The sequence below is a fragment of the Enterobacter sp. PL_is379 genome (assembly GCF_055817355.1).
Map to the genome: position 1 here is coordinate 311523 of NZ_JBVPGT010000032.1, position 26476 is coordinate 337998.

Annotated in this window: 24 protein-coding genes, 1 pseudogene and 1 other annotated feature; of the genes and pseudogenes, 20 read left to right on the forward strand and 5 right to left on the reverse strand. The window is 55.7% G+C overall.

The genetic code is table 11. From position 1 onward, the window contains the following. Positions 1 to 11 precede the first annotated feature (11 nt). Positions 12 to 1364, forward strand: coding sequence for a cell envelope integrity protein CreD (gene creD / locus AC0TOY_RS20360; protein ID WP_473722456.1), 1353 nt, complete (start codon positions 12 to 14; stop codon positions 1362 to 1364). A 46-nt stretch (positions 1365 to 1410) separates the two neighbouring features. On the opposite strand, the gene arcA is transcribed toward creD, so the two are convergent. Then, a complete protein-coding gene (arcA, locus tag AC0TOY_RS20365) occupies positions 1411 to 2127 on the reverse strand; it encodes a two-component system response regulator ArcA (protein WP_003856501.1) in 717 nt (238 codons plus the stop codon). A 95-nt stretch (positions 2128 to 2222) separates the two neighbouring features. On the opposite strand from arcA, the gene yjjY reads away from it, so the two are divergent. The 7 genes from yjjY to AC0TOY_RS20400 all read left to right on the forward strand — a co-directional run bounded on the left by yjjY (position 2223) and on the right by AC0TOY_RS20400 (position 9041). Next, positions 2223 to 2363, forward strand: coding sequence for a YjjY family protein (gene yjjY / locus AC0TOY_RS20370; protein WP_085928893.1), 141 nt, complete (start codon positions 2223 to 2225; stop codon positions 2361 to 2363). Between the two features lie 399 nt (positions 2364 to 2762). Beyond that, on the forward strand, positions 2763 to 3449 hold the full coding sequence (locus AC0TOY_RS20375; RefSeq protein ID WP_473722458.1) for a tRNA/rRNA methyltransferase: 687 nt from the start codon (positions 2763 to 2765) through the stop codon (positions 3447 to 3449). A gap of 211 nt (positions 3450 to 3660) precedes the next feature. Next, the gene (gene thrL / locus AC0TOY_RS20380; RefSeq protein WP_015572623.1) at positions 3661 to 3729 is read left to right on the forward strand and encodes a thr operon leader peptide; all 69 of its coding nucleotides are present in this window, start codon (positions 3661 to 3663) and stop codon (positions 3727 to 3729) included. Then, positions 3668 to 3785, forward strand: a sequence feature (Thr leader region). It overlaps the preceding gene by 62 nt. A gap of 24 nt (positions 3786 to 3809) precedes the next feature. Next, complete coding sequence (gene thrA, locus AC0TOY_RS20385; RefSeq protein WP_473722459.1) at positions 3810 to 6272, forward strand: bifunctional aspartate kinase/homoserine dehydrogenase I; 2463 nt, start codon at positions 3810 to 3812, stop codon at positions 6270 to 6272. A 1-nt stretch (position 6273) separates the two neighbouring features. Beyond that, positions 6274 to 7203 carry a homoserine kinase gene (gene thrB, locus AC0TOY_RS20390; protein ID WP_032660770.1) on the forward strand — a complete coding sequence of 310 codons (930 nt, stop codon included), beginning with the start codon at positions 6274 to 6276 and terminating at the stop codon, positions 7201 to 7203. Positions 7204 to 7206: 3 nt separating this feature from the next. Then, the gene (gene thrC, locus AC0TOY_RS20395) at positions 7207 to 8493 is read left to right on the forward strand and encodes a threonine synthase (protein WP_024907414.1); all 1287 of its coding nucleotides are present in this window, start codon (positions 7207 to 7209) and stop codon (positions 8491 to 8493) included. 245 nt (positions 8494 to 8738) lie between these two features. Then, on the forward strand, positions 8739 to 9041 hold the full coding sequence (locus AC0TOY_RS20400; protein ID WP_045327616.1) for a DUF2502 domain-containing protein: 303 nt from the start codon (positions 8739 to 8741) through the stop codon (positions 9039 to 9041). Between the two features lie 32 nt (positions 9042 to 9073). Here AC0TOY_RS20400 and yaaA read toward each other — a convergent pair whose 3' ends face one another. After that, entirely contained in the window at positions 9074 to 9847 is a 774-nt protein-coding gene (yaaA, locus tag AC0TOY_RS20405; RefSeq protein WP_061715988.1) for a peroxide stress protein YaaA, read from the reverse strand. 66 nt (positions 9848 to 9913) lie between these two features. Next, entirely contained in the window at positions 9914 to 11344 is a 1431-nt protein-coding gene (locus AC0TOY_RS20410; protein WP_370884209.1) for an alanine/glycine:cation symporter family protein, read from the reverse strand. 262 nt (positions 11345 to 11606) lie between these two features. Here AC0TOY_RS20410 and tal point away from each other — a divergent pair, with 262 nt between their 5' ends. The 3 genes from tal (at position 11607) to AC0TOY_RS20425 (ending at position 14703) form a co-directional block, all read left to right on the forward strand. After that, complete coding sequence (tal, locus tag AC0TOY_RS20415; RefSeq protein ID WP_024907418.1) at positions 11607 to 12560, forward strand: transaldolase; 954 nt, start codon at positions 11607 to 11609, stop codon at positions 12558 to 12560. Positions 12561 to 12670: 110 nt separating this feature from the next. Further along, entirely contained in the window at positions 12671 to 13258 is a 588-nt protein-coding gene (gene mog / locus AC0TOY_RS20420) for a molybdopterin adenylyltransferase (protein WP_023310343.1), read from the forward strand. Between the two features lie 122 nt (positions 13259 to 13380). Then, complete coding sequence (locus AC0TOY_RS20425; RefSeq protein ID WP_473722460.1) at positions 13381 to 14703, forward strand: MFS transporter; 1323 nt, start codon at positions 13381 to 13383, stop codon at positions 14701 to 14703. Here AC0TOY_RS20425 and satP read toward each other — a convergent pair. Beyond that, entirely contained in the window at positions 14680 to 15246 is a 567-nt protein-coding gene (satP, locus tag AC0TOY_RS20430) for an acetate uptake transporter (RefSeq protein ID WP_032649862.1), read from the reverse strand. The genes AC0TOY_RS20425 and satP overlap by 24 nt on opposite strands. A 296-nt stretch (positions 15247 to 15542) precedes the next feature. Between satP and dnaK the strand changes: the two genes are divergently transcribed. The 4 genes from dnaK (at position 15543) to nhaR (ending at position 20995) form a co-directional block, all read left to right on the forward strand. Continuing rightward, positions 15543 to 17456, forward strand: coding sequence for a molecular chaperone DnaK (dnaK, locus tag AC0TOY_RS20435; RefSeq protein WP_024907421.1), 1914 nt, complete (start codon positions 15543 to 15545; stop codon positions 17454 to 17456). Positions 17457 to 17543: 87 nt separating this feature from the next. Then, entirely contained in the window at positions 17544 to 18689 is a 1146-nt protein-coding gene (gene dnaJ, locus AC0TOY_RS20440) for a molecular chaperone DnaJ (RefSeq protein ID WP_023310347.1), read from the forward strand. A 172-nt stretch (positions 18690 to 18861) separates the two neighbouring features. Then, positions 18862 to 20037, forward strand: a complete 1176-nt coding sequence (gene nhaA, locus AC0TOY_RS20445; protein ID WP_473722461.1) for a Na+/H+ antiporter NhaA — start codon at positions 18862 to 18864, stop codon at positions 20035 to 20037. 58 nt (positions 20038 to 20095) lie between these two features. Further along, positions 20096 to 20995 (forward strand): transcriptional activator NhaR, encoded by a 900-nt coding sequence (nhaR, locus tag AC0TOY_RS20450; RefSeq protein WP_003856462.1) that lies wholly within the window; start codon positions 20096 to 20098, stop codon positions 20993 to 20995. Positions 20996 to 21052: 57 nt separating this feature from the next. On the opposite strand, the gene rpsT is transcribed toward nhaR, so the two are convergent. Beyond that, positions 21053 to 21316 (reverse strand): 30S ribosomal protein S20, encoded by a 264-nt coding sequence (gene rpsT, locus AC0TOY_RS20455; protein ID WP_003856458.1) that lies wholly within the window; start codon positions 21314 to 21316, stop codon positions 21053 to 21055. A 101-nt stretch (positions 21317 to 21417) separates the two neighbouring features. On the opposite strand from rpsT, the pseudogene AC0TOY_RS20460 reads away from it, so the two are divergent. From AC0TOY_RS20460 to fkpB, 5 genes and pseudogenes are all read left to right on the forward strand, one after another. Next, positions 21418 to 21636: pseudogene (locus AC0TOY_RS20460) on the forward strand (DUF2575 domain-containing protein). Positions 21637 to 21643: 7 nt separating this feature from the next. Beyond that, complete coding sequence (gene ribF / locus AC0TOY_RS20465) at positions 21644 to 22570, forward strand: bifunctional riboflavin kinase/FAD synthetase (RefSeq protein ID WP_032644021.1); 927 nt, start codon at positions 21644 to 21646, stop codon at positions 22568 to 22570. 45 nt (positions 22571 to 22615) lie between these two features. Then, positions 22616 to 25432 (forward strand): isoleucine--tRNA ligase, encoded by a 2817-nt coding sequence (gene ileS, locus AC0TOY_RS20470; RefSeq protein ID WP_473712547.1) that lies wholly within the window; start codon positions 22616 to 22618, stop codon positions 25430 to 25432. Next, complete coding sequence (lspA, locus tag AC0TOY_RS20475) at positions 25432 to 25932, forward strand: signal peptidase II (protein WP_008502034.1); 501 nt, start codon at positions 25432 to 25434, stop codon at positions 25930 to 25932. Before ileS ends, lspA begins: the two co-directional genes overlap by 1 nt. 93 nt (positions 25933 to 26025) lie before the next feature. After that, positions 26026 to 26475: an FKBP-type peptidyl-prolyl cis-trans isomerase gene (gene fkpB / locus AC0TOY_RS20480; protein WP_003856450.1), complete on the forward strand. Its 450-nt coding sequence runs from the start codon at positions 26026 to 26028 to the stop codon at positions 26473 to 26475. Position 26476 lies beyond the last annotated feature (1 nt).

Consider the following 26476-nt stretch of genomic DNA (forward strand, 5'->3'; position numbering starts at 1 on the left):
AAGGAGACGTAATGATGAAATCCCCCCTGTTCTGGAAAGTCAGCACCCTGCTGGGGTGCATCCTGCTGCTGTTAGTCCCGCTTTTTATGGTCAGTAACCTGATATCAGAGCGGGAGAGCTACCGCAACGATGTCGAAAATACGCTTCGTCAGAGTACCAGCGGACCGCAAAAGCTGGTCGGTCCGATGATTGCGATTCCGATGACGGAGATCTTTTACAAGATAGAGGATGAGAAGAAGGTCGAGTACAAGAAAAGCTATATGCACTTCATTCTGCCGGAATCTCTGGTTGTGGAAGGGAACCAGCGCGTGGAGTCCCGCAATATTGGCATCTATGACGGGCAAATCTGGAACACTGACCTGAAGATCAAAGCGCAGTTTAATACCGACGAGCTGAAGCAGCTGAAAGGGGAAACGATCGCGACAGGGCAGCCGTTTATCGTGACGGGCGTTGGCGACGCGCGGGGCATTGGCACGGTCAGTATCTCTAAAATCAATGGTGAGACGCTAAGCGTGGAACCCGGTTCAGGCGTCTACGGGGCGCTTGCGGGGATCCACATCCCGCTGACCGACAAAGCGCTGGAAGCCAAAACGTTTACGCTTGAGATGTCCCTCAGTCTGGCGGGAACCGGCAGTTTTGCGGTGGTACCGGTAGGGCGTAATAGCGAAATGATGCTCACCAGCAACTGGCCGCATCCGGGTTTTATGGGCGATTATCTCCCTGTTAAGCATCAGATTGGCGAGTCTGGTTTCCAGGCGAACTGGCAGAGCAGCTGGTTTGCAAATAACCTTGAGAGCTGGTTCTACGACAAGGAGTCGCCGGAGTGGGAGGCGCTCCCGGCCTTTAGCGTTACGGTAGCCACGCCTGCCGATCAGTATCAACTGACTGACCGTGCGATCAAGTACGCCATTTTGCTGATTGCGCTGACGTTTATGGCCTTCTTTGTCTTCGAAACCTTAACCGGATTACGCCTTCACCCGATGCAGTATCTGCTGGTGGGGCTGTCGCTGGTCCTGTTCTATCTGGTGCTGCTGGCGCTGTCTGAACACGTCGGGTTTACGCCCGCCTGGGTTGTTGCAAGTCTGGTTGGTGCAGCGATGAACGTAATGTACCTGCAGGCCGTGATGAAAAGCTGGAAGCGCAGCGGGCTGTTTGTACTGGCACTACTCGGGCTGGATGTCGTGATGTGGTTCCTGCTGCGCTCGGAGGACAGCGCGCTGCTGTTGGGGTCAGCGGTTCTCGCGCTGGCGCTGTTTGCCGTGATGTACCTGACCCGGCATTTCGACTGGTACTCGCTCTCTCAGCCAAAGCGGCCTGAACCTCCGGCAGAGCCTGATAACGACACGATGCGGATCTGGAAATAAAAAAAACGGCGCAAATGCGCCGTTTTTTAATGCGTTAACTGCGGGATTACTCCTGCAGGTCACCACAGAAACGGTACCCTTCGCCGTGGATCGTGGCGATGATTTCCGGCGTATCTGGCGTAGATTCGAAGTGCTTACGAATACGACGGATGGTGACGTCTACGGTACGGTCGTGCGGCTTCAGCTCGCGACCGGTCATTTTCTTCAGCAGCTCTGCACGGGACTGGATCTTGCCCGGGTTTTCACAGAAGTGCAGCATCGCGCGGAATTCACTGCGCGGCAGTTTATACTGCTCGCCGTTCGGGCTAATCAGCGAACGGCTATTGATATCAAGTTCCCAGCCGTTGAATTTGTAGCTATCGACGCTACGACGCTCTTCGCTGACCGTGCCCAGATTCATGGTACGGGACAGCAGGTTGCGTGCACGAATGGTTAACTCGCGAGGATTGAACGGCTTGGTGATGTAATCATCCGCACCGATTTCCAGGCCAAGAATTTTATCAACTTCGTTATCACGGCCCGTCAGGAACATTAACGCGACGTTCGCCTGCTCGCGCAGTTCGCGCGCCAGAAGAAGACCGTTTTTGCCCGGCAGGTTGATATCCATGATCACCAGGTTGATATCATTTTCAGAAAGGATCTGATGCATCTCTGCGCCATCGGTCGCTTCAAAGACATCGTAGCCTTCTGCTTCGAAAATGCTCTTCAACGTGTTGCGTGTTACCAACTCGTCTTCAACGATAAGAATGTGCGGGGTCTGCATGTTTGCTACCTAAATTGCCAACTAAATCGAAACAGGAAGTACAAAAGTCCCTGACCTGCCTGATGCATGTCGCAAATTAACATGATCGGCTTAACGTGACTAAAGTACGTAATTGCGTTCTTGATGCACTTTCCATCAACGTCAACAACATCATTAGCTTGGTCTTGGGTACTTTCCCTTTGGACCCGACAGTGTCAAAAACGGCTGTCATCCTAACCATTTTAACAGCAACATAACAGGCTAAGTGACACCAGACACCCAATAAAACTACGCTTCGTTGACATATATCAAGTTCAATTGTAGCACGTTAACAGTTTGATGAAATCATCGTAGCCGAATGCTAGCCTTTGTCACAATTTTTCAATAAACCAACTAGTTGCGGACATTGATTTATAAACGAAGCGAATCCAATCAGAATAGGGTATTCATGTCGCTATTATCATTATAAAACATAAGGATAATAGTGTTCTGTTAACATTCTAACTGATTGTTCAGACACAGAATAGTTTAGCGTTTTTAATTTGTTATGAAACGCTATTTCGGTGATTTGTGTTGCAATTTTGTAAATTCGCGCTGCGTAATATGTTGAAGCGCATCACATTTTTACCCGCTAACTGATTAAAAAGAGAGCATAAATGCATCTGTCGATTGTACTGGTTGCCCCAGCCAGAGCAGAAAATATAGGCGCAGCGGCGCGTGCTATGAAGACCATGGGTTTTACCGATTTGCGTATCGTGGACAGCACGGCGCACCTGGAGCCAGCCGCCCGTTGGGTGGCGCACGGATCGGGAGATATTCTCGATAATATAACCACTTACGCTACGCTTGCCGACGCGCTGCATGATATTTCGTTTACCGTCGCAACAACGGCGCGCAGCCGGGCGAAGTTCCACTACTATGCCACGCCAGCGGAGCTGGTGCCGATGCTGAGCGAGAAAAGCCAGTGGCTGGAGAAAGCCGCGCTGGTGTTTGGGCGTGAAGATTCCGGGCTGACCAATGAAGAACTGCAACTGGCGGATGTGCTGACAGGCGCGCCGATGGTTGCAGATTACCCTTCTCTCAATTTAGGCCAGGCGGTGATGGTCTATTGCTATCAATTAGCATCCTTAATACAAATTCCGCAGTCGCCTGTTACAGGTACCGATGAAAACCAGCTGGCTGCACTTCGCGCGCGCGTGGAAAACCTGCTCATGCAGCTGGGTGTGGCTGACGATCAAAAAATGGTCGACTGGTTACAGCAGCGTTTGGGCCGTCTTGAGCAACGCGACACGGCAATGCTGCACCGTTTGCTGCACGATATTGAAAAAAAATTGGCCGAGTAAAGTGCTGTCATAAATTTTTATTATGGTGTAATCATCTGATGCTAAGGGTTGCTTTTGGGGTATTCGGATGAAAATAAATCCGACGGCAGCGGGACGTGAGAGTCTCCCGAATTGTGATCAAATTAAAAATTCGTTGACTTAAGGTGCCCGATCCTTTAACCCTAAAAGAATACAGCACAGACAGATAATAATGACAGAGTACACAACATCCATGAAACGCATCAGCATCACCACCATTACCACAACCATCATCATTACCACAGGTAACGATGCGGGCTGACGCGTACAGGAAAAACAAAAAAAAGCCCGCACCTAGACAGTGCGGGCTTTTTTTTCGGCTAAAGGAAACGAGGTAGAACCATGCGAGTGTTGAAGTTCGGCGGTACATCAGTGGCAAATGCAGAACGTTTTCTGCGTGTTGCCGATATCCTGGAAAGCAACGCCAGGCAGGGGCAGGTTGCGACCGTGCTCTCTGCCCCGGCAAAAATCACGAACCATCTGGTGGCGATGATTGAAAAAACCATCGGTGGCCAGGATGCACTCCCGAACATCAGCGACGCAGAGCGTATCTTCGCTGACCTGCTGCAAGGGCTGGCAGAGGCGCTGCCTGGCTTCCCGCACGCTCAGCTGAAGTCTTTTGTTGAGCAGGAATTTGCGCAAATCAAACACGTCCTGCACGGCATCAGTCTTCTCGGTCAGTGTCCGGACAGCATCAACGCGGCGCTGATTTGTCGCGGTGAAAAACTTTCTATCGCCATCATGGCCGGCGTGCTGGAAGCGCGTGGCCATAGCGTGACCGTGATCGATCCCGTTGAAAAACTGCTGGCGGTGGGCCACTACCTCGAATCCACCGTTGATATTGCCGAATCAACCCGCCGTATCGCCGCCAGCAAAATCCCGTCTGACCACATGATCCTGATGGCTGGCTTTACCGCCGGTAACGAGAAGGGCGAGCTGGTGGTGCTGGGCCGTAACGGATCCGACTACTCCGCCGCCGTGCTGGCCGCCTGTTTACGCGCAGACTGTTGTGAGATCTGGACTGACGTCGACGGCGTTTATACCTGCGACCCGCGCCAGGTACCGGACGCCAGGCTGCTGAAGTCGATGTCGTACCAGGAAGCAATGGAGCTTTCCTACTTCGGCGCCAAAGTGCTTCACCCGCGTACCATCTCCCCGATTGCCCAGTTCCAGATCCCTTGCCTGATTAAAAATACCGGTAACCCGCAGGCGCCGGGTACGCTGATTGGCGCGAGCACCGATGAGGACGGTCTGCCGGTGAAAGGCATCTCCAACCTCAACAACATGGCGATGTTCAGCGTCTCCGGTCCGGGGATGAAAGGGATGGTCGGCATGGCGGCGCGCGTGTTTGCGGCCATGTCCCGCAACGGTATCTCTGTTGTGCTGATCACCCAGTCCTCTTCCGAATACAGCATCAGCTTCTGCGTGCCGCAGGCCGACTGCCTGCGCGCCCGTCGCGCGCTGGAGGAAGAGTTCTATCTGGAGCTGAAAGAAGAGCTGCTGGAGCCGCTCGCGATTCAGGAGCGTCTGGCGATCATCTCCGTGGTGGGCGACGGTATGCGTACCCTGCGCGGTATCTCCGCCAAGTTCTTTGCCGCACTGGCGCGCGCCAATATCAATATCGTGGCGATTGCCCAGGGCTCGTCTGAGCGTTCAATTTCTGTTGTCGTGGACAACGATGACGCGACCACCGGCGTACGCGTGGTTCACCAGATGCTGTTCAATACCGATCAGGTTATCGAGCTGTTCCTGATTGGCGTGGGCGGCGTCGGCGGCGCGCTGCTGGAGCAGGTTAAGCGTCAGCAGGAATGGCTGAAGAAGAAACACATCGACCTGCGCGTCTGCGGGATCGCGAATTCCAAAGCGCTGCTGACCAACGTCCACGGCCTGAACCTGGAAAACTGGCAGGCCGATATGAAGGAGGCGAAAGAGCCGTTCAACCTGGGCCGCCTGATCCGTCTGGTAAAAGAGTATCACCTGCTTAACCCGGTTATCGTCGACTGCACCTCGAACCAGGCGGTGGCCGACCAGTACGCGGACTTCCTGCGCGAAGGTTTCCACGTGGTGACGCCGAACAAAAAGGCCAACACCTCGTCGATGGATTACTATCACCAGCTGCGTCTGGCGGCGAGCAAGTCGCGCCGCAAGTTCCTGTACGACACCAACGTGGGCGCGGGGCTGCCGGTTATCGAGAACCTGCAGAACCTGCTTAACGCGGGCGACGAACTGCAGCGTTTCTCCGGTATTCTCTCCGGCTCGCTGTCGTTTATCTTCGGCAAGCTGGATGAGGGGATGAGCCTCTCGGAAGCCACCCGCGCCGCGCGCGAGCTGGGCTATACCGAGCCGGATCCGCGTGACGACCTTTCCGGTATGGACGTGGCGCGCAAGCTGCTGATCCTCGCCCGCGAAACGGGCCGCGAGCTTGAGCTTTCGGATATCGTGATTGAGCCTGTCCTGCCGGCAGAATTTGACAGCAGCGGTGATGTCGCTGCCTTTATGGCCAGTTTGCCGCAGCTTGACGACGCGTTTGCCGCGCGCGTTGCAAAAGCCCGTGATGAAGGTAAGGTATTGCGCTATGTTGGCAACATTGAAGAAGATGGCGTGTGCCGGGTGAAGATTGCCGAAGTGGATGGCAACGACCCGCTATACAAAGTCAAAAACGGCGAAAACGCCCTCGCGTTTTACAGCCACTATTATCAGCCACTGCCGCTGGTGCTTCGCGGCTATGGCGCAGGGAACGATGTTACGGCGGCGGGTGTGTTTGCCGATCTGCTGCGTACCCTGTCATGGAAGTTAGGAGTTTAACATGGTCAAAGTTTATGCCCCGGCTTCCAGCGCGAATATGAGCGTCGGATTTGACGTGCTGGGTGCGGCGGTGACGCCGGTGGATGGTTCGCTGCTGGGCGATACGGTTACGGTGGAAGCGGCAGACAGCTTCAGCCTGAACAACGTGGGCCGCTTCGCCAGCAAACTGCCGTCTGAGCCGCGCGAAAATATCGTCTATCAGTGCTGGGAACGCTTCTGTCAGGAGATCGGCAAAAACGTGCCGGTCGCCATGACGCTGGAAAAAAGTATGCCGATCGGCTCGGGCCTGGGCTCCAGCGCCTGCTCGGTGGTCGCCGCGCTGGTGGCGATGAACGAGCACTGCGGCAAGCCGCTGAACAACAACCGCCTGCTGGGGCTGATGGGCGAGCTGGAAGGGCGCATCTCCGGCAGCATTCACTATGACAACGTGGCGCCGTGCTTCCTCGGCGGCATGCAGCTGATGATCGAAGAAAATGGCATCATCAGCCAGCAGGTGCCAGGGTTTGATGAGTGGCTGTGGGTGCTGGCCTATCCGGGTATCAAGGTTTCAACCGCGGAAGCGCGTGCGATCCTGCCCGCGCAGTATCGTCGTCAGGACTGTATTGCCCACGGGCGTCATCTGGCGGGCTTTATCCACGCCTGCTACACCCGCCAGCCGCAGCTGGCGGCCAAACTGATGAAGGACGTCATTGCCGAGCCGTACCGCACGAAGCTGCTGCCCGGCTTTAACGAGGCGCGACAGGCATCGATGGATATCGGCGCGCAGGCGTGCGGCATCTCCGGCTCCGGGCCGACGCTGTTCGCCCTGTGCGACAAGCCTGATACCGCGCAGCGCGTGGCGGACTGGCTCTCTAAACACTACCTGCAAAATCAGGAAGGCTTTGTTCATATTTGCCGTCTGGACACGGCTGGCGCACGAGTACTGGGATAATCAATGAAACTCTATAACCTTAAAGATCATAACGAGCAGGTCAGCTTCGCGCAGGCGGTCACTCAGGGGCTGGGCAAAAATCAGGGGCTGTTCTTCCCGCATGACCTGCCGGAATTCCACCTGACCGACATCGACGAACTGCTGAAGCAGGACTTTGTCACCCGCAGCACTAAAATTCTTTCGGCGTTTATCGGCGACGAAATCCCGCAGGAGCTGCTGGAAGAGCGCGTGCGTGCGGCGTTCGCTTTCCCGGCACCGGTGAAGCAGGTGGAGCCTGACGTTGGCTGCCTGGAGCTGTTCCACGGCCCGACCCTGGCGTTCAAAGACTTCGGCGGCCGCTTTATGGCGCAGATGCTGACCCACATCAGCGGCGACAAGCCGGTGACCATCCTGACCGCGACCTCCGGGGATACCGGTGCGGCGGTGGCGCACGCGTTCTACGGCCTGAAAAACGTCCGCGTGGTGATCCTCTATCCGAAAGGCAAAATCAGCCCGCTGCAGGAAAAACTGTTCTGTACGCTCGGCGGCAACATTGAAACCGTGGCAATTGACGGTGATTTCGATGCCTGTCAGGCGCTGGTCAAGCAGGCCTTCGACGACGAAGAGCTGAAGGTGGCCCTGGGTCTGAACTCTGCCAACTCTATCAACATCAGCCGTCTGCTGGCGCAGATCTGCTACTACTTCGAAGCGGTGGCGCAGCTGCCGCAGGAAGCGCGTAACCAGCTGGTGATCTCCGTGCCGAGCGGTAACTTTGGTGACCTGACGGCTGGCCTGCTGGCGAAATCCCTGGGTCTGCCGGTGAAACGCTTTATCGCCGCCACCAACGCTAACGACACCGTGCCGCGCTTCCTGAAAGACGGGAAGTGGGCGCCGAACGCCACGCAGGCGACGCTCTCTAACGCAATGGATGTATCACAGCCAAACAACTGGCCGCGCGTGGAAGAGCTGTTCCGCCGTAAGATCTGGCGTCTGGGCGATCTGGGCTACGCCGCGGTGACGGATGAAACCACCAAAGCGACCATGCGCGAGCTGAAGGCGGTGGGGTATACCTCTGAACCGCATGCGGCGATTGCTTACCGCGCGCTGCGCGACCAGCTTAACCCGGGTGAATATGGCCTGTTCCTGGGCACCGCGCATCCGGCGAAGTTTAAAGAGAGCGTGGAAGCGATCCTGGGCGAAACGCTGCCGCTGCCGAAAGAGCTGGCCGAGCGTGCCGATCTGCCGCTGCTGTCACATGAGCTGCCGGCAGACTTTGCCGCGCTGCGTAAGCTGATGATGACCCGAGCATAATTTTTGTCGGGTGCGGCTACGCCTTACCCGACCTACAACGGCTCATAAAGTAGGCCGGGTAAGGCGAAGCCGCCACCCGGCTTTTTTGTGAAGAAATTAAGGAGAAAAATAGCAGGGAAAAAGCAGAAATTCCCAATAAATGCGGTCACTTAGCGTTTAGGATTGCAGAGAATAACATCCCCCGTTCCCCTCGCGTACTCTCCTTACATCGGCCCACGTTGGGCAAAGATAATAAGGAGTCACCGATGTCTACACTGAAACCTGTGCTGATTGCGCTTTCACTGATGCTGGTCGCTCCCATGGCGGTACAGGCATCCGAAATCACCCTTGTGCCTGCGGTCAAACTGCAGATTGGCGACCAGGATAATAACGGGCACTACTGGGACGGCGGCCGCTGGCGCGACCACGACTGGTGGAAGGCGCATTATGACTGGCGTGATAACCACTGGCGTCCGCATGATGAGCATCGTAAACATGACGATCGCCATGACGACCATCACCACGATGACCACCGCGACGATCGCGGCCCTGACTGGAAACACCATTAATGCAAAACCCCGCCAGCTGGCGGGGTTTGTTTTTACTGCTCGTGGCGCTTAAACACCAGCTCGCCTTTCCCTGACGACGCCTCGTCAAAGAAATAGCCTTCGCTGTTGAAGGCGGTCAGCTGCTCCGGCTTCGTCAGACGGTTCTGGATGATGTAGCGGCTCATCAGGCCACGCGCTTTCTTGGCGTAGAAGCTGATCACCTTGAACTTACCGTTCTTCTCGTCGAGGAACACCGGTTTGATAATCTCCGCGTCCAGCTTTTTCGGCTTCACCGACTTGTAGTATTCATCGGATGCCAGGTTAATCACCACGTTATCGCCCTGAGCGCGCAGTGCCGCGTTCAGCTTATCGGTGATGATATCGCCCCAGAAATGGTACAGATCTTTGCCTTTGGCATTCTCCAGACGAATCCCCATCTCCAGACGATAGGGCTGCATCAGATCCAGCGGGCGCAGTACGCCGTACAGACCCGACAGCATGCGCAGATGCTGCTGGGCAAAATCGAAATCGGCTTCGCTAAAATCTTCCGCCTGCAGGCCGGTATAGACATCGCCTTTAAACGCCAGAATCGCCTGGCGAGCGTTAGAGGGGGTGAAATCCGGGTGCCACTCGTGAAAGCGGGTCGCGTTCAGATCGGCCAGCTTGTCGCTGATGCTCATCAGCGAGGCGATCTGCGGTGCAGAGAGCTTGCGCGCTTCGCGGATCAGCTGTTGCGAGTAGTCCAGCAGTTCAGGCTGGGTATAGCGCTCGGTGGCGAGTGGGCTCTGGTAGTCGAGCGTTTTTGCAGGTGAAATCAGAATCAGCATATCCAGTCCTTGCAGGAAATTTAGAGCGACTTTAGCAAAAAATCGCCCCGAATTGATCGATAGCTGTTATTGCCGCGGCAAATCATCCCACGTACCGGGGGCAAGCTGCGCCTTAATATCGGGATAGCGGGCGGGATCAAATACCGGCGGAACACCCAGTTTGCGCTGACGAAGATAGTCTCTGGCAATCAGGGTCACCACGGGCGAGAGCAGCAGGATTGCCGTGAGGTTAGTGATCGCCATCAGCGCCATAATGATATCGGCCAGCTGCCAGACCAGCGGCATACTGAGCAGGGAGCCTGCTATCACCATCAGGACGACCCCGAGACGCAGGGTTCCTATTGCAGCGCGGGAGTCGAGCTTCAGGAAAATAAGGTTATTTTCGGCGTAGAGGTAATTCACCACTATCGAGCTGAAGGCAAACAAGATCAGAATGAGCGAGACAAACCCTGCACCCCAGCCGCCGGTCAGGTTCACCAGCGCCTGCTGGAGAAGCTGTATCCCGGCGGTTCCTGAGGAATGTGGGACGGGGCCTGCCAGCAGCAAAATCATGGCGCTGGCGGAACAGATGATAATGGTATCGGTAAAGACGCCAATCATCTGCACAATGCCTTGTGCGGCCGGGTGCGGCGGCCAGGAAGAGGCGGCGGCGGCCGCGTTGGGGGTTGACCCCATACCGGCTTCATTGGAGAACATGCCCCGCTGAAAGCCCGCCATCAGCGCCTGGCTGAAGGTGTAGCCCAGCGCCCCGGAGGCCACTTCGCGCCAGCCAAAGGCGCTTTTGACGATGGTGGCAATCACGCCCGGCACCTGGTCGAGATGCAGTGCGGCAACAAGCAGGCTCGCGGCAACCCAGAGCAACGCCATAATGGGCACCAGCCACTGCATCAGGCGGGCGATGCCCTTAAGACCGGCAGAAATGGTGAGCAGAACGATGAGGGCTAAAGCAATACCGGCGACCCACTCCGGGCAGGAGAAGGCGTAGCTCAGGGCATTGGCGACAGAATTTGCCTGGACGGTATTAAAAATGAGGCCGTACGCGAGCAGTAAAAAAACCGAGAACAGGACGCCCATCCAGCGCATCCCCAGGCCACGCGCCATGTACCAGGCAGGACCACCGCGAAACTGGCCGTGTTTATCTTTCTCTTTATAGAGTTGTGCAAGCGAACTTTCGGCAAAGGAGGTGGCCATTCCGAGTAGCGCCGTCACCCACATCCAGAAGACCGCGCCTGGCCCACCGGCGCTGATGGCCAGCGCAACGCCCGCCAGATTGCCGCTGCCGAGACGTGCCGCCAGGCTGGTACAGAGCGCCTGGAACGACGTTAATCCACCCGGCTGGGGCGTAACGCTGTTTTTCAGACTTCTGCCAAACTTGCGAATATAGCGAAACTGGATAAACCCACTGCGTAGCGTAAACCAAATACCTGCTCCCAGAAGCAGGTAAATCATTATCGAACCCCAGAGGACTTCGTTAATAAAGAAAAAGAAATCAGGCATTAACGTCCCTCTTGTTGATGCCAATGTGAATATGTAAGCGCTACCACTGATTGGGCATGCTGTTGCTTAGCAGCCTGTTAATCTTCCGAGTTTACCATACTCTGCCTAAGCGCACTGTCTGCGGTTGCGCTACCCCTCCGTCGTGTTATCATCAGGGCAGACCGGTTACATCCCCCTAACAAGTAAACCTGTCATTTTTCCGCTGCAGGCATGCTGTCGGTAGCGTGAATTATCCAGGGCACGTTAAAAGAGAAACACTATCATGACGGATAAATTGACCTCCCTTCGTCAGTTCACCACTGTCGTAGCTGACACCGGAGATATCGCGGCAATGAAGCTGTACCAGCCGCAGGATGCCACAACCAACCCTTCTCTGATCCTTAACGCCGCACAGATCCCTGAGTATCGCAAACTGATTGACGACGCAGTGACCTGGGCGAAAGCGCAGAGCAACGACCGCGCGCAGCAGGTTGTGGATGCCACCGACAAACTGGCAGTGAACATCGGTCTGGAAATCCTGAAACTGGTTCCTGGCCGTATCTCTACCGAAGTGGATGCGCGTCTCTCCTACGACACCGAAGCGTCTATCGCCAAAGCGAAACGTCTGATCAAAATGTACAACGACGCGGGCATCAGCAACGACCGTATCCTGATCAAACTGGCTTCTACCTGGCAGGGTATTCGCGCGGCAGAGCAGCTGGAAAAAGACGGTATCAACTGTAACCTGACCCTGCTGTTCTCCTTCGCGCAGGCGCGTGCATGTGCAGAAGCAGGCGTATACCTGATTTCTCCGTTCGTGGGCCGTATTCTGGACTGGTACAAAGCCAACACCGATAAGAAAGAGTACGCACCGGCTGAAGATCCAGGCGTGATTTCTGTGACTGAAATCTACGAATACTACAAACAGCACGGCTATGAGACTGTGGTTATGGGCGCAAGCTTCCGTAACGTCGGTGAAATCATCGAGCTGGCTGGCTGTGACCGCCTGACCATCGCGCCTGCGCTGCTGAAAGAGCTGGCAGAAAGCGAAGGTACCCTGGAGCGTAAACTGTCTTACACTGGTGAAGTGAAAGCACGCCCAGAGCGCATCACGGAATCCGAGTTCCTGTGGCAGCACAACCAGGATCCAATGGCGGTAGACAAGCTGGCGGACGGTATCCGTAAGTTTGCTGTTGACCAGGGCAAACTGGAAAAAATGATCGGCGACCTGCTGTAATCATTCTGCGTGACCGGGCTCCCGGTCACGCGACTTCTTTCGTACCCTGTCTGAATCTCCTCTCTGCGTGTATCATTCCCTTTAATCAGTACTTTTTGAATGGAATGGATATGAATACCTTACGCATCGGCTTAGTGTCGATTTCTGACCGCGCCTCCAGCGGTGTTTACCAGGATAAAGGCATCCCCGCTCTGGAAGAGTGGTTGGGCAGCGCGCTGACCACCCCCTTTGACATTCAGACCCGCCTGATCCCTGACGAACAGCCGATCATCGAGCAGACGCTCTGCGAGCTGGTGGATGAGATGAGCTGCCACCTTGTTCTGACGACGGGCGGAACCGGCCCCGCGCGCCGCGACGTGACGCCGGACGCGACGCTGGCGATTGCCGATCGTGAAATGCCTGGCTTCGGCGAACAGATGCGCCAGATCAGTCTACACTTTGTTCCGACGGCCATTCTTTCCCGCCAGGTGGGGGTGATCCGCAAGCAGGCGTTGATCCTGAACCTGCCGGGCCAGCCGAAGTCGATTAAAGAGACGCTGGAAGGGCTGAAAGCAGAAGATGGCAGCGTCCTGGTTCATGGCATCTTTGCAAGTGTACCGTATTGTATACAGCTGCTTGACGGTCCCTATGTGGAAACCGATGAGAAAGTGGTAGCAGCTTTTCGCCCGAAAAACGCGCGTCGCGAAACAATCTCCTGAAATTAACCAATATGTGACATTAGCTGAAGCGGCGATAGCGTGGTGAAGCTTTTACGGTATAGTAATCTTTTCTTTACGAATACTGTAAAAATAAATCCACAACACACGCACAATGGTTCGCTATGTCACATAACACCCGACCTCTGAATCGACAGGACTACAAAACCCTCACGCTCGCGGCCTTAGGCGGCGCGCTGGAGTTTTACGACTTTATCATCTTCGTCTTCTTCGCCGCCGTGGTGGGAGAACTCTTCTTCCCGGCGGATATCCCGGAATGGCTGCGTCAGGTGCAAACCTTCGGCATATTTGCCGCCGGGTATCTGGCGCGTCCGCTGGGCGGCATCATCATGGCCCACTTTGGCGATCTGGTCGGCCGTAAGAAGATGTTTACCCTTAGCATCCTGCTGATGGCCGTGCCGACGCTGGCCATTGGTTTGCTACCTACCTATGCCTCGATGGGCATTCTCGCGCCGTTGCTGCTGTTGCTGATGCGCGTCCTGCAGGGGGCGGCGATTGGCGGTGAAGTGCCGGGCGCGTGGGTGTTTGTCGCGGAACATGTTCCCGTGCGCCGCATTGGTATCGCCTGCGGAACCTTAACGGCGGGGCTGACGGTCGGGATCCTGCTCGGCTCGGTGGTCGCAACAATTGTGAATACCAGCATGACGCAGCAGGCCGTGCACGACTGGGGCTGGCGTATTCCGTTCCTGCTGGGCGGAGCGTTTGGTCTGGTCGCGATGTACCTGCGCCGCTGGCTGCAGGAGACGCCGATTTTCCTCGAGATGCAGCAGCGCAAAGCGCTGGCGCAGGAGCTGCCGGTGAAGGCGGTTGTGGTACGCCATAAAAAAGCGGTGGTGGTATCGATGCTGCTGACCTGGCTGCTCTCGGCGGGCATTGTGGTGGTGATATTGATGTCCCCGGTCTGGCTGCAAAAACAATACGGCTTCGCCCCTGCCGTGACGCTACAGGCGAACAGTATCGCGACAATCATGCTCTGCTTTGGCTGTCTGGCCGCCGGGCTGGCGGCAGATCGTTTTGGTGCCAGCGTTACCTTTATCGTCGGTAGCCTGCTACTGGCCGCATCAAGCTGGGCGTTTTACCATCTGGCGGGCAGCCATCCTGAACAGCTGTTCCTGCTGTACGGCGTGGTAGGGCTGTGCGTGGGCGTAGTGGGGGCTGTGCCTTACGTCATGGTGCGAGCATTCCCGCCGGAAGTTCGTTTCACCGGGATCTCGTTCTCTTACAACGTGTCGTATGCCATTTTCGGTGGGCTGACGCCGATTGCGGTCACCGTGCTGATGGGCGTGTCGCCGATGGCGCCAGCCTGGTATGTACTCGCACTCTCGCTGATGGGGCTGGTATTAGGATTTTGGCTTCGTCAGGCGGGGGAATGTCGTGCCCGCGAGGCGGGCACGACAGAGGGATCAGTGTTTTTCACCAATCGGTAGAACGGTGCGGTCAAACTGCTCGTTCAGCACTTCACCCATTGCCAGGTAGATAGCGCTTGCGCCGCAAACTAGACCAATCCAGCCTGCAACATGAACGATGCCTTCGTTATCCACCAGGTGACCAATCGCCAGCAGGGCGAACAGGACGGTCAGGCTCAGGAAGACGAACTGCAGCATGCGGTTGCCTTTCAGGGTACCGAAGAACATGAACAGGGTGAAGATGCCCCACAGGCCCAGATAAACGCCCAGGAAGTGGGCGTTTGCCGCGTCTGCCATGCCCATTTTAGGCAGCAGCAGAATGGCAACCAGGGTCAGCCAGAAAGAACCGTAAGAGGTGAATGCGGTTAAGCCGAAGGTATTGCCTTTCTTATATTCCAGCAGGCCCGCGAAGATTTGCGCGATACCGCCGTAAAAAATGCCCATCGCCAGGATGATGCCATCCATCGGGAACATCCCGATATTGTGCAGGTTCAGCAGGATAGTGGTCATGCCAAAACCCATCAGGCCCAGCGGAGCCGGATTAGCCAACTTAGTGTTGCCCATAAGTCCTCAAAAAAATCATCATTAATATGGTGAAATGGTTAAACCCGCGTCAGTTCTCCCTGACTGGGCGCGGCATCATAATGGGCGCAATCGATGGCGTCTATGATCTCATCAGGGTGAAATTAAAATTTTTTTTATCATTCCCCCTTGATGGATGCCGTCGCGACCCCATCTTGTAGTCAACCGCAGTGTGTGGACCTGAAAAAAATCAAATCTGGGCAGTTGAAAAAGCACGTTCTGCCCTTATTACAGGTACACAACCACATGTTGACTGAATTTTTAGTGGAGACGTTTAGATGGGTAAAATTATTGGTATCGACCTGGGTACTACCAACTCTTGTGTAGCGATTATGGATGGCACTACTGCACGCGTGCTGGAGAACGCCGAGGGCGATCGCACCACGCCTTCTATCATTGCTTATACCCAGGATGGTGAAACTCTGGTTGGTCAGCCGGCTAAACGTCAGGCAGTGACAAACCCGCAAAACACCCTGTTTGCGATTAAACGCCTGATCGGTCGCCGCTTCCAGGACGAAGAAGTTCAGCGTGACGTTTCCATCATGCCTTACAAAATCATCGCGGCAGATAACGGCGATGCATGGCTTGATGTGAAAGGCGCTAAAACTGCACCACCGCAGATTTCTGCTGAAGTGCTGAAGAAAATGAAGAAAACCGCTGAAGATTACCTGGGTGAGCCGGTAACTGAAGCTGTTATTACCGTACCTGCCTACTTCAACGATGCTCAGCGTCAGGCAACCAAAGATGCTGGCCGTATCGCAGGTCTGGAAGTAAAACGTATCATCAACGAACCAACCGCGGCTGCACTGGCTTACGGTCTGGATAAAGAAGTTGGCAACCGTACTATCGCGGTTTACGACCTGGGTGGTGGTACCTTCGATATCTCTATTATCGAAATCGACGAAGTTGACGGCGAAAAAACCTTCGAAGTTCTGGCAACCAACGGTGATACCCACCTGGGTGGTGAAGACTTCGATACCCGTCTGATCAACTACCTCGTTGACGAGTTCAAGAAAGATCAGGGCATTGACCTGCGTAACGACCCGCTGGCTATGCAGCGCCTGAAAGAAGCCGCTGAGAAAGCGAAGATCGAGCTGTCTTCCGCTCAGCAGACCGACGTGAACCTGCCATACATCACTGCAGACGCGACCGGTCCTAAACACATGAACATCAAAGTGACCCGTGCGAAACTGGAAAGCCTGGTAGAAGACCTGGTGAACCGTTCTATCGAGCCGCTGAAAGTTGCTCTGCAGGATGCTGGCCTGTCCGTATCCGATATCCAGGACGTTATCCTGGTCGGTGGTCAGACCCGTATGCCAATGGTTCAGAAGAAAGTGGCTGAGTTCTTTGGTAAAGAGCCACGTAAAGACGTTAACCCGGATGAAGCAGTTGCAATCGGTGCTGCGGTTCAGGGTGGCGTACTGACCGGTGAAGTTAAAGACGTACTGCTGCTGGACGTTACCCCGCTGTCTCTGGGTATCGAAACCATGGGCGGTGTGATGACTGCGCTCATCAACAAAAACACCACCATCCCGACGAAACACAGCCAGGTGTTCTCTACCGCTGAAGACAACCAGTCTGCGGTAACCATCCATGTGATTCAGGGTGAGCGTAAGCGTGCGGCGGATAACAAATCTCTGGGTCAGTTCAACCTGGACGGTATTAACCCGGCACCGCGCGGCATGCCGCAGATCGAAGTGACCTTCGACATCGATGCTGACGGTATCCTGCACGTGTCTGCGAAAGACAAAAACAGCGGTAAAGAGCAGAAGATCACCATCAAGGCATCTTCTGGCCTGAACGAAGCGGAAATCGAAAAAATGGTTCGCGATGCCGAAGCTAACGCGGAATCCGACCGTAAGTTCGAAGAGCTGGTTCAGACCCGTAACCAGGGTGACCATCTGCTGCACAGCACCCGTAAGCAGGTTGAAGAAGCAGGCGATAAACTGCCAGCGGAAGACAAGACTGCTATCGAAGCTGCACTGAGTGCGCTGGAATCCTCACTGAAAGGTGAAGACAAAGCGGACATCGAAGCGAAGATGCAGGAACTGGCGCAGGCTTCTCAGAAGCTGATGGAAATCGCTCAGCAGCAGCACGCTCAACAGCAGGCGGGCGCTGACGCTTCAGCGAACAACGCGAAAGACGACGACGTTGTCGACGCTGAGTTCGAAGAAGTTAAAGATAAAAAATAATCGCCCTGATGCAGGGTAATTAATCGGCACGGGCGTAGGAGAACTCTCCACGCCCGTGCTCGCATGTTAAGGGGCTTAAAAAAACCAATGGCAAAGCAAGACTATTACGAGATTTTAGGCGTTCCGAAAACTGCGGAAGAGCGTGAAATCAAAAAGGCGTATAAGCGCCTGGCCATGAAATTCCACCCGGACCGTAACCAGGGTGATAAAGAGGCTGAAGCCAAATTTAAAGAGATCAAAGAAGCCTACGAAGTCCTGACCGATGCACAAAAACGTGCGGCCTATGACCAGTACGGTCACGCAGCCTTTGAACAGGGCGGCATGGGCGGCGGTGGATTCGGTGGCGGCGGCTTTGGCGGCGGCGCTGACTTCAGCGATATCTTTGGCGATGTGTTTGGCGACATCTTCGGCGGTGGCCGTGGTCGTCAGCGCGCGGCGCGCGGCGCGGACCTGCGCTACAACATGGAGCTGACGCTGGAAGAGGCCGTCCGCGGTGTCACCAAAGAGATCCGTATTCCGACGCTGGAAGAGTGTGACGTTTGCCACGGCAGCGGCGCGAAAGCAGGTACACAGCCTCAGACCTGTCCAACCTGTCACGGCTCTGGTCAGGTGCAGATGCGTCAGGGCTTCTTCGCGGTACAGCAGGCCTGTCCGCACTGTCACGGTCGCGGTACGCTGATTAAAGATCCGTGCACCAAATGCCACGGTCATGGTCGCGTTGAGAAAACCAAGACCCTCTCCGTTAAAATCCCGGCCGGCGTCGATACGGGCGACCGCATTCGTCTGGCGGGTGAAGGTGAAGCAGGTGAACACGGTGCACCGGCAGGCGATCTGTACGTTCAGGTACAGGTGAAGCAGCACGCCATCTTCGAGCGCGAAGGTAATAACCTGTACTGCGAAGTGCCGATCAACTTCGCGATGGCGGCACTCGGTGGTGAAATCGAAGTACCGACGCTGGATGGTCGCGTGAACCTGAAAGTGCCAGGCGAAACCCAGACCGGTAAGCTGTTCCGCATGCGCGGGAAAGGCGTTAAGTCCGTTCGCGGTGGTGCGCAGGGCGACCTGCTGTGCCGCGTCGTCGTTGAAACGCCGGTTGGCCTGAACGACAAGCAGAAACAGCTGCTGAAAGAGCTGCAGGAGAGCTTTGGTGGCCCGACGGGTGAGAAAAACAGCCCGCGTTCCAAAAGCTTCTTCGATGGCGTCAAAAAATTCTTCGATGATTTGACCCGTTAATCTGTTCTCAGATTTTCATCCGCAAAAGCCCGGAAGCGATTCCGGGCTTTTTCTATTTACGGGTATTGATCGGTAAAACTGAATCTATACTCAATATTAATCTGTTTTTGCCGAGCTATTTGGCTTGGTATTATGGTTTTATCGAGGTATTGTTGTAACAGAGAGAATTAAAGTGAAATTACTACACCGTTTTTTTAGCAGTGAGGCGTCCGGCGGCGTGATCCTGATTATTGCCGCTGCGGCCGCGATGGTGCTGGCTAACCTTGGCATCACGCAGGAACTCTACCATGCATTTCTGGAAACGCCCGTTGAGCTGAAGGTCGGGGCGCTCGAAATTAACAAGAACATGCTGCTGTGGATCAACGATGCGCTGATGGCGGTGTTCTTCCTGCTCGTCGGGCTTGAGGTTAAGCGTGAGCTGGTACTGGGCTCGCTTGCCAGCCGCCAGCGCGCGGCGTTTCCGGTGATTGCCGCGCTCGGCGGGATGGTGGTGCCGGCGCTGCTCTTCCTGGCGTTCACCTGGCAGGATCCGATTGCACGTCACGGCTGGGCGATCCCGGCTGCGACGGATATCGCCTTTGCGCTCGGGGTGCTGGCATTGCTGGGAAGCCGCGTGCCGGTGGCCCTGAAAATCTTCCTGATGGCGCTGGCGATAATCGATGACCTGGGTGCCATTGTGATTATCGCACTGTTCTACACCAGCGATCTGTCGATCCTGTCCCTGAGCGTGGCCGCCGGGGCGATTGCGGTGCTGGCGCTGCTGAACATCTTCAATGTTCGCCGTATCGGTATATACATCCTCGTGGGGATGGTGCTGTGGACGGCGGTGCTGAAATCAGGCGTGCACGCCACGCTGGCGGGCGTGATCGTCGGCTTCTTCGTACCGCTGAAGCCGCAGGACGGCAAGTCGCCTGCCAAACAGCTGGAGCATGTGCTGCACCCGTGGGTCGCCTTTATGATCCTGCCGCTGTTTGCGTTTGCCAACGCCGGTGTGTCGCTGGGTGGCGTGACGCTGGACGGGCTAACGTCCGTGCTGCCGCTGGGCATTATTGCCGGGCTGTTTATCGGCAAGCCGCTGGGTATTAGCCTCTTCTGCTGGCTGGCGACGAAGCTGAAGCTGGCCTCTTTGCCGCACGGCACCACCTTTAAGCAGATTATGGCCGTCGGCGTGCTGTGTGGCATCGGGTTTACGATGTCGATCTTTATCTCGACGCTGGCGTTTGGTGCGCATGCGCCTGAGCTTATCGTCTGGGCGAAACTCGGCATTCTCATCGGGTCATTACTGGCCGCGGTAATCGGTTATACCTTGTTGAAGATGAAATTGTCCGGACAGGCCGTCCAGGCATAACGGAACACCGGGAGGAGGCGAGCCTTCTCCCGATACACACTCAGGGAGAGAAGACGCGATGTCTCATTTAAATTACAACCATCTGTACTACTTCTGGCACGTCTATAAACAGGGCTCGGTGGTGGGGGCGGCAGAGGCGCTCTACCTGACGCCGCAAACCATCACCGGGCAAATCAAGGCCCTGGAAGAGCGCCTGCAGGGTAAGCTGTTCAAGCGTAAGGGGCGTGGGATTGAACCCAGCGAACTGGGTGAACTGGTTTTCCGCTACGCGGATAAAATGTTCACCCTGAGCCAGGAGATGCTGGATATCGTCAACTACCGCAAAGAGTCGAACCTGCTCTTTGATGTTGGCGTGGCGGATGCGCTGTCCAAGCGGCTGGTGAGTGGCGTGCTGGATGCGGCGGTGGTGGAAGATGAGCAAATCCATCTGCGCTGCTTTGAATCCACCCATGAGATGCTGCTGGAACAGCTCAGCCAGCACAAGCTGGATATGATTATATCGGACTGCCCGATTGACTCCACCCAGCAGGAAGGGCTGTTTTCGGTGAAGATTGGTGAATGCGGCGTCAGCTTCTGGTGTATTAACCCGCCGCCGGAAAAACCGTTCCCCGCGTGCCTGGAAGAGCGTCGCCTGCTGGTGCCGGGAAGACGTTCCATGCTCGGACGCAAGCTGCTGAACTGGTTTAACTCGCAGGGGCTGAACGTGGAGATACTCGGTGAGTTCGACGATGCGGCGCTGATGAAAGCCTTTGGCGAAGCGCATAACGCGATCTTCGTTGCGCCGACGCTGTACGCGCACGATCTCTATTCGGACGATAAGATTACGGAGATAGGCAGAGTGGATAACGTGATGGAGGAGTATCACGCCATATTTGCCGAAAGAATGATTCAGCACCCGGCGGTACAGCGAATCTGTAACCGCGACTATTCAGCGCTGTTTACGCCACCGGCAATCTGAAGACATAAAAAAACCCGCGTTAAGCGGGTTCTTTAAACAAGCAACAACAAGTAGCGATTAAGCCAGTTTGTTGATCTGCGCAGTCAGGTTTGCTTTATGACGCGCTGCTTTGTTTTTATGGATCAGACCTTTAGCAGCCTGACGATCCACGATTGGTTGCATTTCGTTAAATGCGTTCTGCGCTGCAGCTTTGTCGCCTGCTTCGATTGCTGCGTATACTTTCTTGATGAAAGTACGCATCATAGAGCGACGGCTTGCGTTGTGCTTACGAGCCTTTTCAGACTGAACGGCACGTTTCTTAGCTGATTTGATATTAGCCAAGTCCAACTCCCAAATATGATCTATGTGGACAATTCAAAGGCCGAGGAATATGCCCTCTTTGCCTTCTTTTGTCAATGGATTTGTGCAAATAAGCGCCGTTAATTAGCGACGCTACGTTACGTAGTGATGGCGCAGGATTCTACCAGCTTGTCTTCCCTGAATACAGCCTTTCGGCATAAAAATCGCAGTTCACGAGCAGATTTTTTCGCTGCGAAAGGTCAGCCTGATGAAATCATTACGGCTTTCTGTTTTGCACGAACAATCGCCGGTTAACCTTAACCGTTGTACAAGGTATACTTTGGCGATTTTCACTGTTTTGAGCCAGACATGAAGCTGATACGCGGCATACATAATCTCAGTAGCGCGCCACACGGGTGCGTGCTGACCATTGGTAATTTCGACGGCGTGCATCGTGGTCATCAGGCGCTGTTGCAGGGATTGCGTAAAGAAGGGGAGGCCCGTGGCCTGCCCGTTGTGGTGATGATTTTCGAACCGCAGCCGCTGGAGCTGTTCGCGGGTGATAAATCTCCCGCCCGTCTCACTCGCCTGCGCGAGAAGTTGCGCTACCTGGCAGAGTCCGGTGTGGACTACGTATTGTGTGTACGTTTCGATCGCCGCTTTGCCGCGCTGACAGCACAAAATTTTGTCAGCGACCTGCTGGTTAAGCGTCTTGGCGTACAGTTTCTCGCCGTGGGCGATGATTTCCGCTTTGGCGCTGGTCGTCAGGGCGATTTCTTGCTATTACAGAAGGCTGGTCTGGAGTACGGTTTTGACGTCACCAGCGCGATGACCTTCTGTGAAGGCGGCGTTCGCGTCAGCAGCACGGCGGTACGCCGGGCACTGGCCGATGACGAACTGGATACGGCAGAGACCCTACTGGGGCATCCGTTCACCATCTCTGGCCGCGTGGTCCATGGCGATGCGCTGGGGCGCACGATAGGCTTCCCGACGGCGAATATACCGCTGCGTCGTCAGGTTTCCCCGGTTAAAGGGGTGTATGCGGTGGAAGTGGCAGGACTGGGCGATAAGCCGTTTTACGGCGTCGCCAATATTGGCACGCGTCCGACCGTCGCCGGTGTGCGTCAACAGCTGGAAGTGCACCTGCTGGACGTTGTAATGGACCTGTATGGTCGCCATATAGATGTGATACTGCGTAAAAAAATACGCAACGAGCAGCGATTTGGTTCGCTGGATGAACTCAAAGCGCAAATTGCGCGAGATGAATTGACGGCCCGCGAGTTTTTTGGGCTTTGAACCCGGCTTAACTGCCTACGTGATAAATACGGAACCGAGAATCTGATGAGTGACTATAAATCAACCCTGAATTTGCCGGAAACAGGGTTCCCGATGCGCGGCGATCTCGCCAAGCGCGAACCGGGAATGCTGGCGCGTTGGACCGATGATGACCTGTACGGCATCATTCGTGCAGCCAAAAAAGGCAAAAAATCCTTCATTCTGCATGATGGCCCTCCATATGCGAATGGCAGCATTCATATTGGTCACTCGGTTAACAAGATTCTGAAAGACATTATCGTGAAGTCCAAAGGCCTCGCGGGATATGACTCGCCTTACGTTCCGGGCTGGGACTGCCACGGTCTGCCAATCGAGCTGAAAGTGGAGCAGGAGTTTGGCAAGCCGGGTGAGAAGTTCACCGCCGCCGAGTTCCGTGCGAAGTGCCGCGAATACGCCGCTACGCAGGTTGACGGTCAGCGCGCTGACTTCATCCGTCTGGGCGTGCTGGGCGACTGGTCGCACCCGTACCTGACCATGGACTTCAAAACCGAAGCCAACATCATTCGTGCGCTGGGTAAAATTATCGGTAACGGCCACCTGCACAAAGGCGCTAAGCCGGTGCACTGGTGCGTGGACTGCCGCTCTGCGCTGGCAGAAGCGGAAGTGGAGTATTACGACAAAACCTCTCCATCTATCGACGTGGCCTTCCAGGCCGTCGATCAGGATGCAGTGAAAGCCAAATTTGGCGTCTCCTCAGTAAACGGCCCAATCTCGCTGGTGATCTGGACCACCACCCCGTGGACCCTGCCTGCGAACCGCGCGATCTCCCTGTCCGGTGAGTTCGAATACGCGCTGGTTCAGGTTGAAGGTCAGGCGGTTATCCTGGCGAAAGATCTGGTTGAAAGCGTGCTGAAGCGTGCGCATATCACCGACTACACCGTGCTGGGCACCGTGAAAGGTGACGCGCTGGAGCTGATGCGCTTCAAACATCCGTTCCTGGACTTCGACGTTCCGGCGATCCTCGGCGACCACGTGACGCTGGAAGCGGGTACCGGTGCGGTACATACCGCCGGTGGCCACGGTCCTGACGACTACAACATCAGCCTGAAGTACGGTCTGGAAATTGCTAACCCGGTGGGCCCGGACGGATCTTACCTGCCTGGCACCTATCCGGCGCTGGACGGCATCAACGTCTTCAAAGCGAACGACATCATCGTCGACATGCTGCGCACCAGCGGCGCGCTGCTGCACGTTGAAAAAATGCAGCACAGCTATCCGTGCTGCTGGCGTCACAAGACCCCGATCATCTTCCGTGCGACCCCGCAGTGGTTCGTCAGCATGGATCAGAAGGGCCTGCGCGAGCAGTCTCTGAAAGAGATCAAAGGCGTGCAGTGGATCCCTGACTGGGGCCAGGCGCGTATCGAATCCATGGTGGCTAACCGTCCTGACTGGTGTATCTCCCGTCAGCGTACCTGGGGCGTGCCGATGTCTCTGTTCGTACATAAAGAGACGCAGGAGTTGCACCCGAACACCCTGGAACTGATGGAAGAAGTGGCGAAACGTGTCGAAGTTGACGGCATTCAGGCGTGGTGGGATCTCGACGCCCGCGACATCCTGGGCGCTGACGCAGACAATTACGAGAAAGTGCCGGATACCCTGGACGTGTGGTTCGACTCCGGATCGACCCACTCTTCCGTGGTTGACGTGCGTCCGGAGTTTGCCGGTCACGCTGCCGACATGTATCTGGAAGGCTCTGACCAACACCGCGGCTGGTTCATGTCATCTCTGATGATCTCTACCGCCATGAAGGGTAAAGCGCCTTACCGTCAGGTACTGACTCACGGTTTCACCGTGGATGGTCAGGGCCGTAAGATGTCCAAATCTATCGGTAACACCGTTTCTCCGCAGGACGTGATGAACAAGCTGGGCGCAGACATTCTGCGTCTGTGGGTGGCGTCGACCGACTACACCGGCGAAATGGCGGTATCTGACGAGATCCTGAAACGTGCTGCCGACAGCTATCGTCGTATCCGTAACACCGCGCGCTTCCTGCTGGCGAACCTGAACGGGTTCGATCCGGCAAAAGACATGGTGAAACCAGAAGAGATGGTCGTGCTGGACCGCTGGGCGGTAGGCTGCGCGAAAGCGGCGCAGGAAGATATCCTGAAGGCCTATGAGTCTTATGACTTCCACGAAGTGGTGCAGCGCCTGATGCGCTTCTGCTCCATTGAGATGGGCTCGTTCTACCTCGACATCATCAAAGACCGCCAGTACACCGCGAAAGCGGATAGCGTGGCGCGTCGTAGCTGCCAGACCGCGCTGTTCCATATCGCAGAAGCGCTGGTACGCTGGATGGCGCCGATCATGTCCTTCACCGCGGATGAAATCTGGGGTTACCTGCCGGGCGATCGTGAGAAGTATGTCTTCACCGGCGAGTGGTACGAAGATCTGTTCGACCTCTCCAGCACCGAAGCGATGAACGATGCCTTCTGGGACGAGCTGCTGAAAGTGCGTGGCGAAGTGAACAAGGTTATCGAGCAGGCGCGTGCAGACAAGAAAGTCGGCGGCTCTCTGGAAGCAGCAGTCACGCTGTACGCTGAACCGGAGCTGGCGGCGAAGCTGACGGCGCTGGGCGATGAATTACGATTTGTCCTGTTGACCTCCGGTGCGAAAGTTGCGGATTATGCCGAGGCTTCTGCTGATGCTCAGCAGAGCGAACTGCTCAAAGGACTGAAAGTCGCGCTGAGCAAAGCCGACGGTGAGAAATGCCCGCGCTGCTGGCATTACACCACCGATGTCGGTCAGGTGGCGGAACACGCAGACATCTGCGGACGCTGTGTAAGCAACGTCGCCGGTGACGGCGAAAAACGTAAGTTTGCCTGATGAGTAAAACTCTCTGTTCAACAGGACTGCGCTGGCTGTGGCTGGTTGTGGTGGTGCTGATTATCGATCTGGGCAGCAAGTTCCTGATCCTCCAGAATTTTGCTCTGGGGGAGACGGTCCCGCTGTTCCCGTCACTTAACCTGCACTACGCACGTAACTACGGCGCAGCGTTCAGTTTCCTTGCCGATAGCGGTGGCTGGCAGCGCTGGTTCTTTGCGGGTATCGCTCTTGGTATCTGCGTGATCCTGGCTGTGCTGATGTACCGCTCGAAGGCGACGCAAAAGCTGAATAACATCGCCTACGCGCTGATCATTGGCGGCGCGCTGGGCAACCTGTTTGACCGCCTGTGGCACGGCTTTGTGGTCGATATGATCGACTTCTACGTCGGCGACTGGCACTTCGCGACCTTTAACCTCGCCGATAGCGCAATTTGCATCGGTGCGGCGTTAATCGTGCTGGAAGGCTTCCTGCCGAAACCCGCCGCGAAAGAGCAGGCGTAAAAACCAGCCGGGGGGCGCTGCGCTTACCCGGCCTACGGTTAATGTAGGCCCGGCAAGCGCAGCGCCACCGGGCAAAACAAGCGAGCAATTTGCATGTCTAAATCCGTACAGAGCAACAGCGCGGTTCTCGTTCACTTCACGCTGAAGCTGGATGATGGCTCAACGGCCGAATCCACCCGCAATAACGGCAAACCGGCCCTGTTTCGTCTTGGCGATACTTCCCTGTCTGAAGGTCTTGAGCAGCAGCTTCTCGGTCTGAAAGAGGGTGAGAAAAAAGCCTTTTCGCTGGAGCCGGATGCCGCGTTTGGCGTGCCAAGTCCCGATCTGATCCAGTATTTCTCGCGCCGTGAGTTCATGGACGCGGGCGAACCGGAAATCGGGGCGATTATGCTCTTTACCGCTATGGACGGCAGCGAAATGCCTGGCGTGATCCGCGAAATCAACGGCGACTCGATTACCGTTGATTTCAACCATCCGCTTGCCGGGCGTACCGTTCATTTTGATGTTGAAGTGCTGGAAATCGATCCTGCACTGGAGGCCTGAA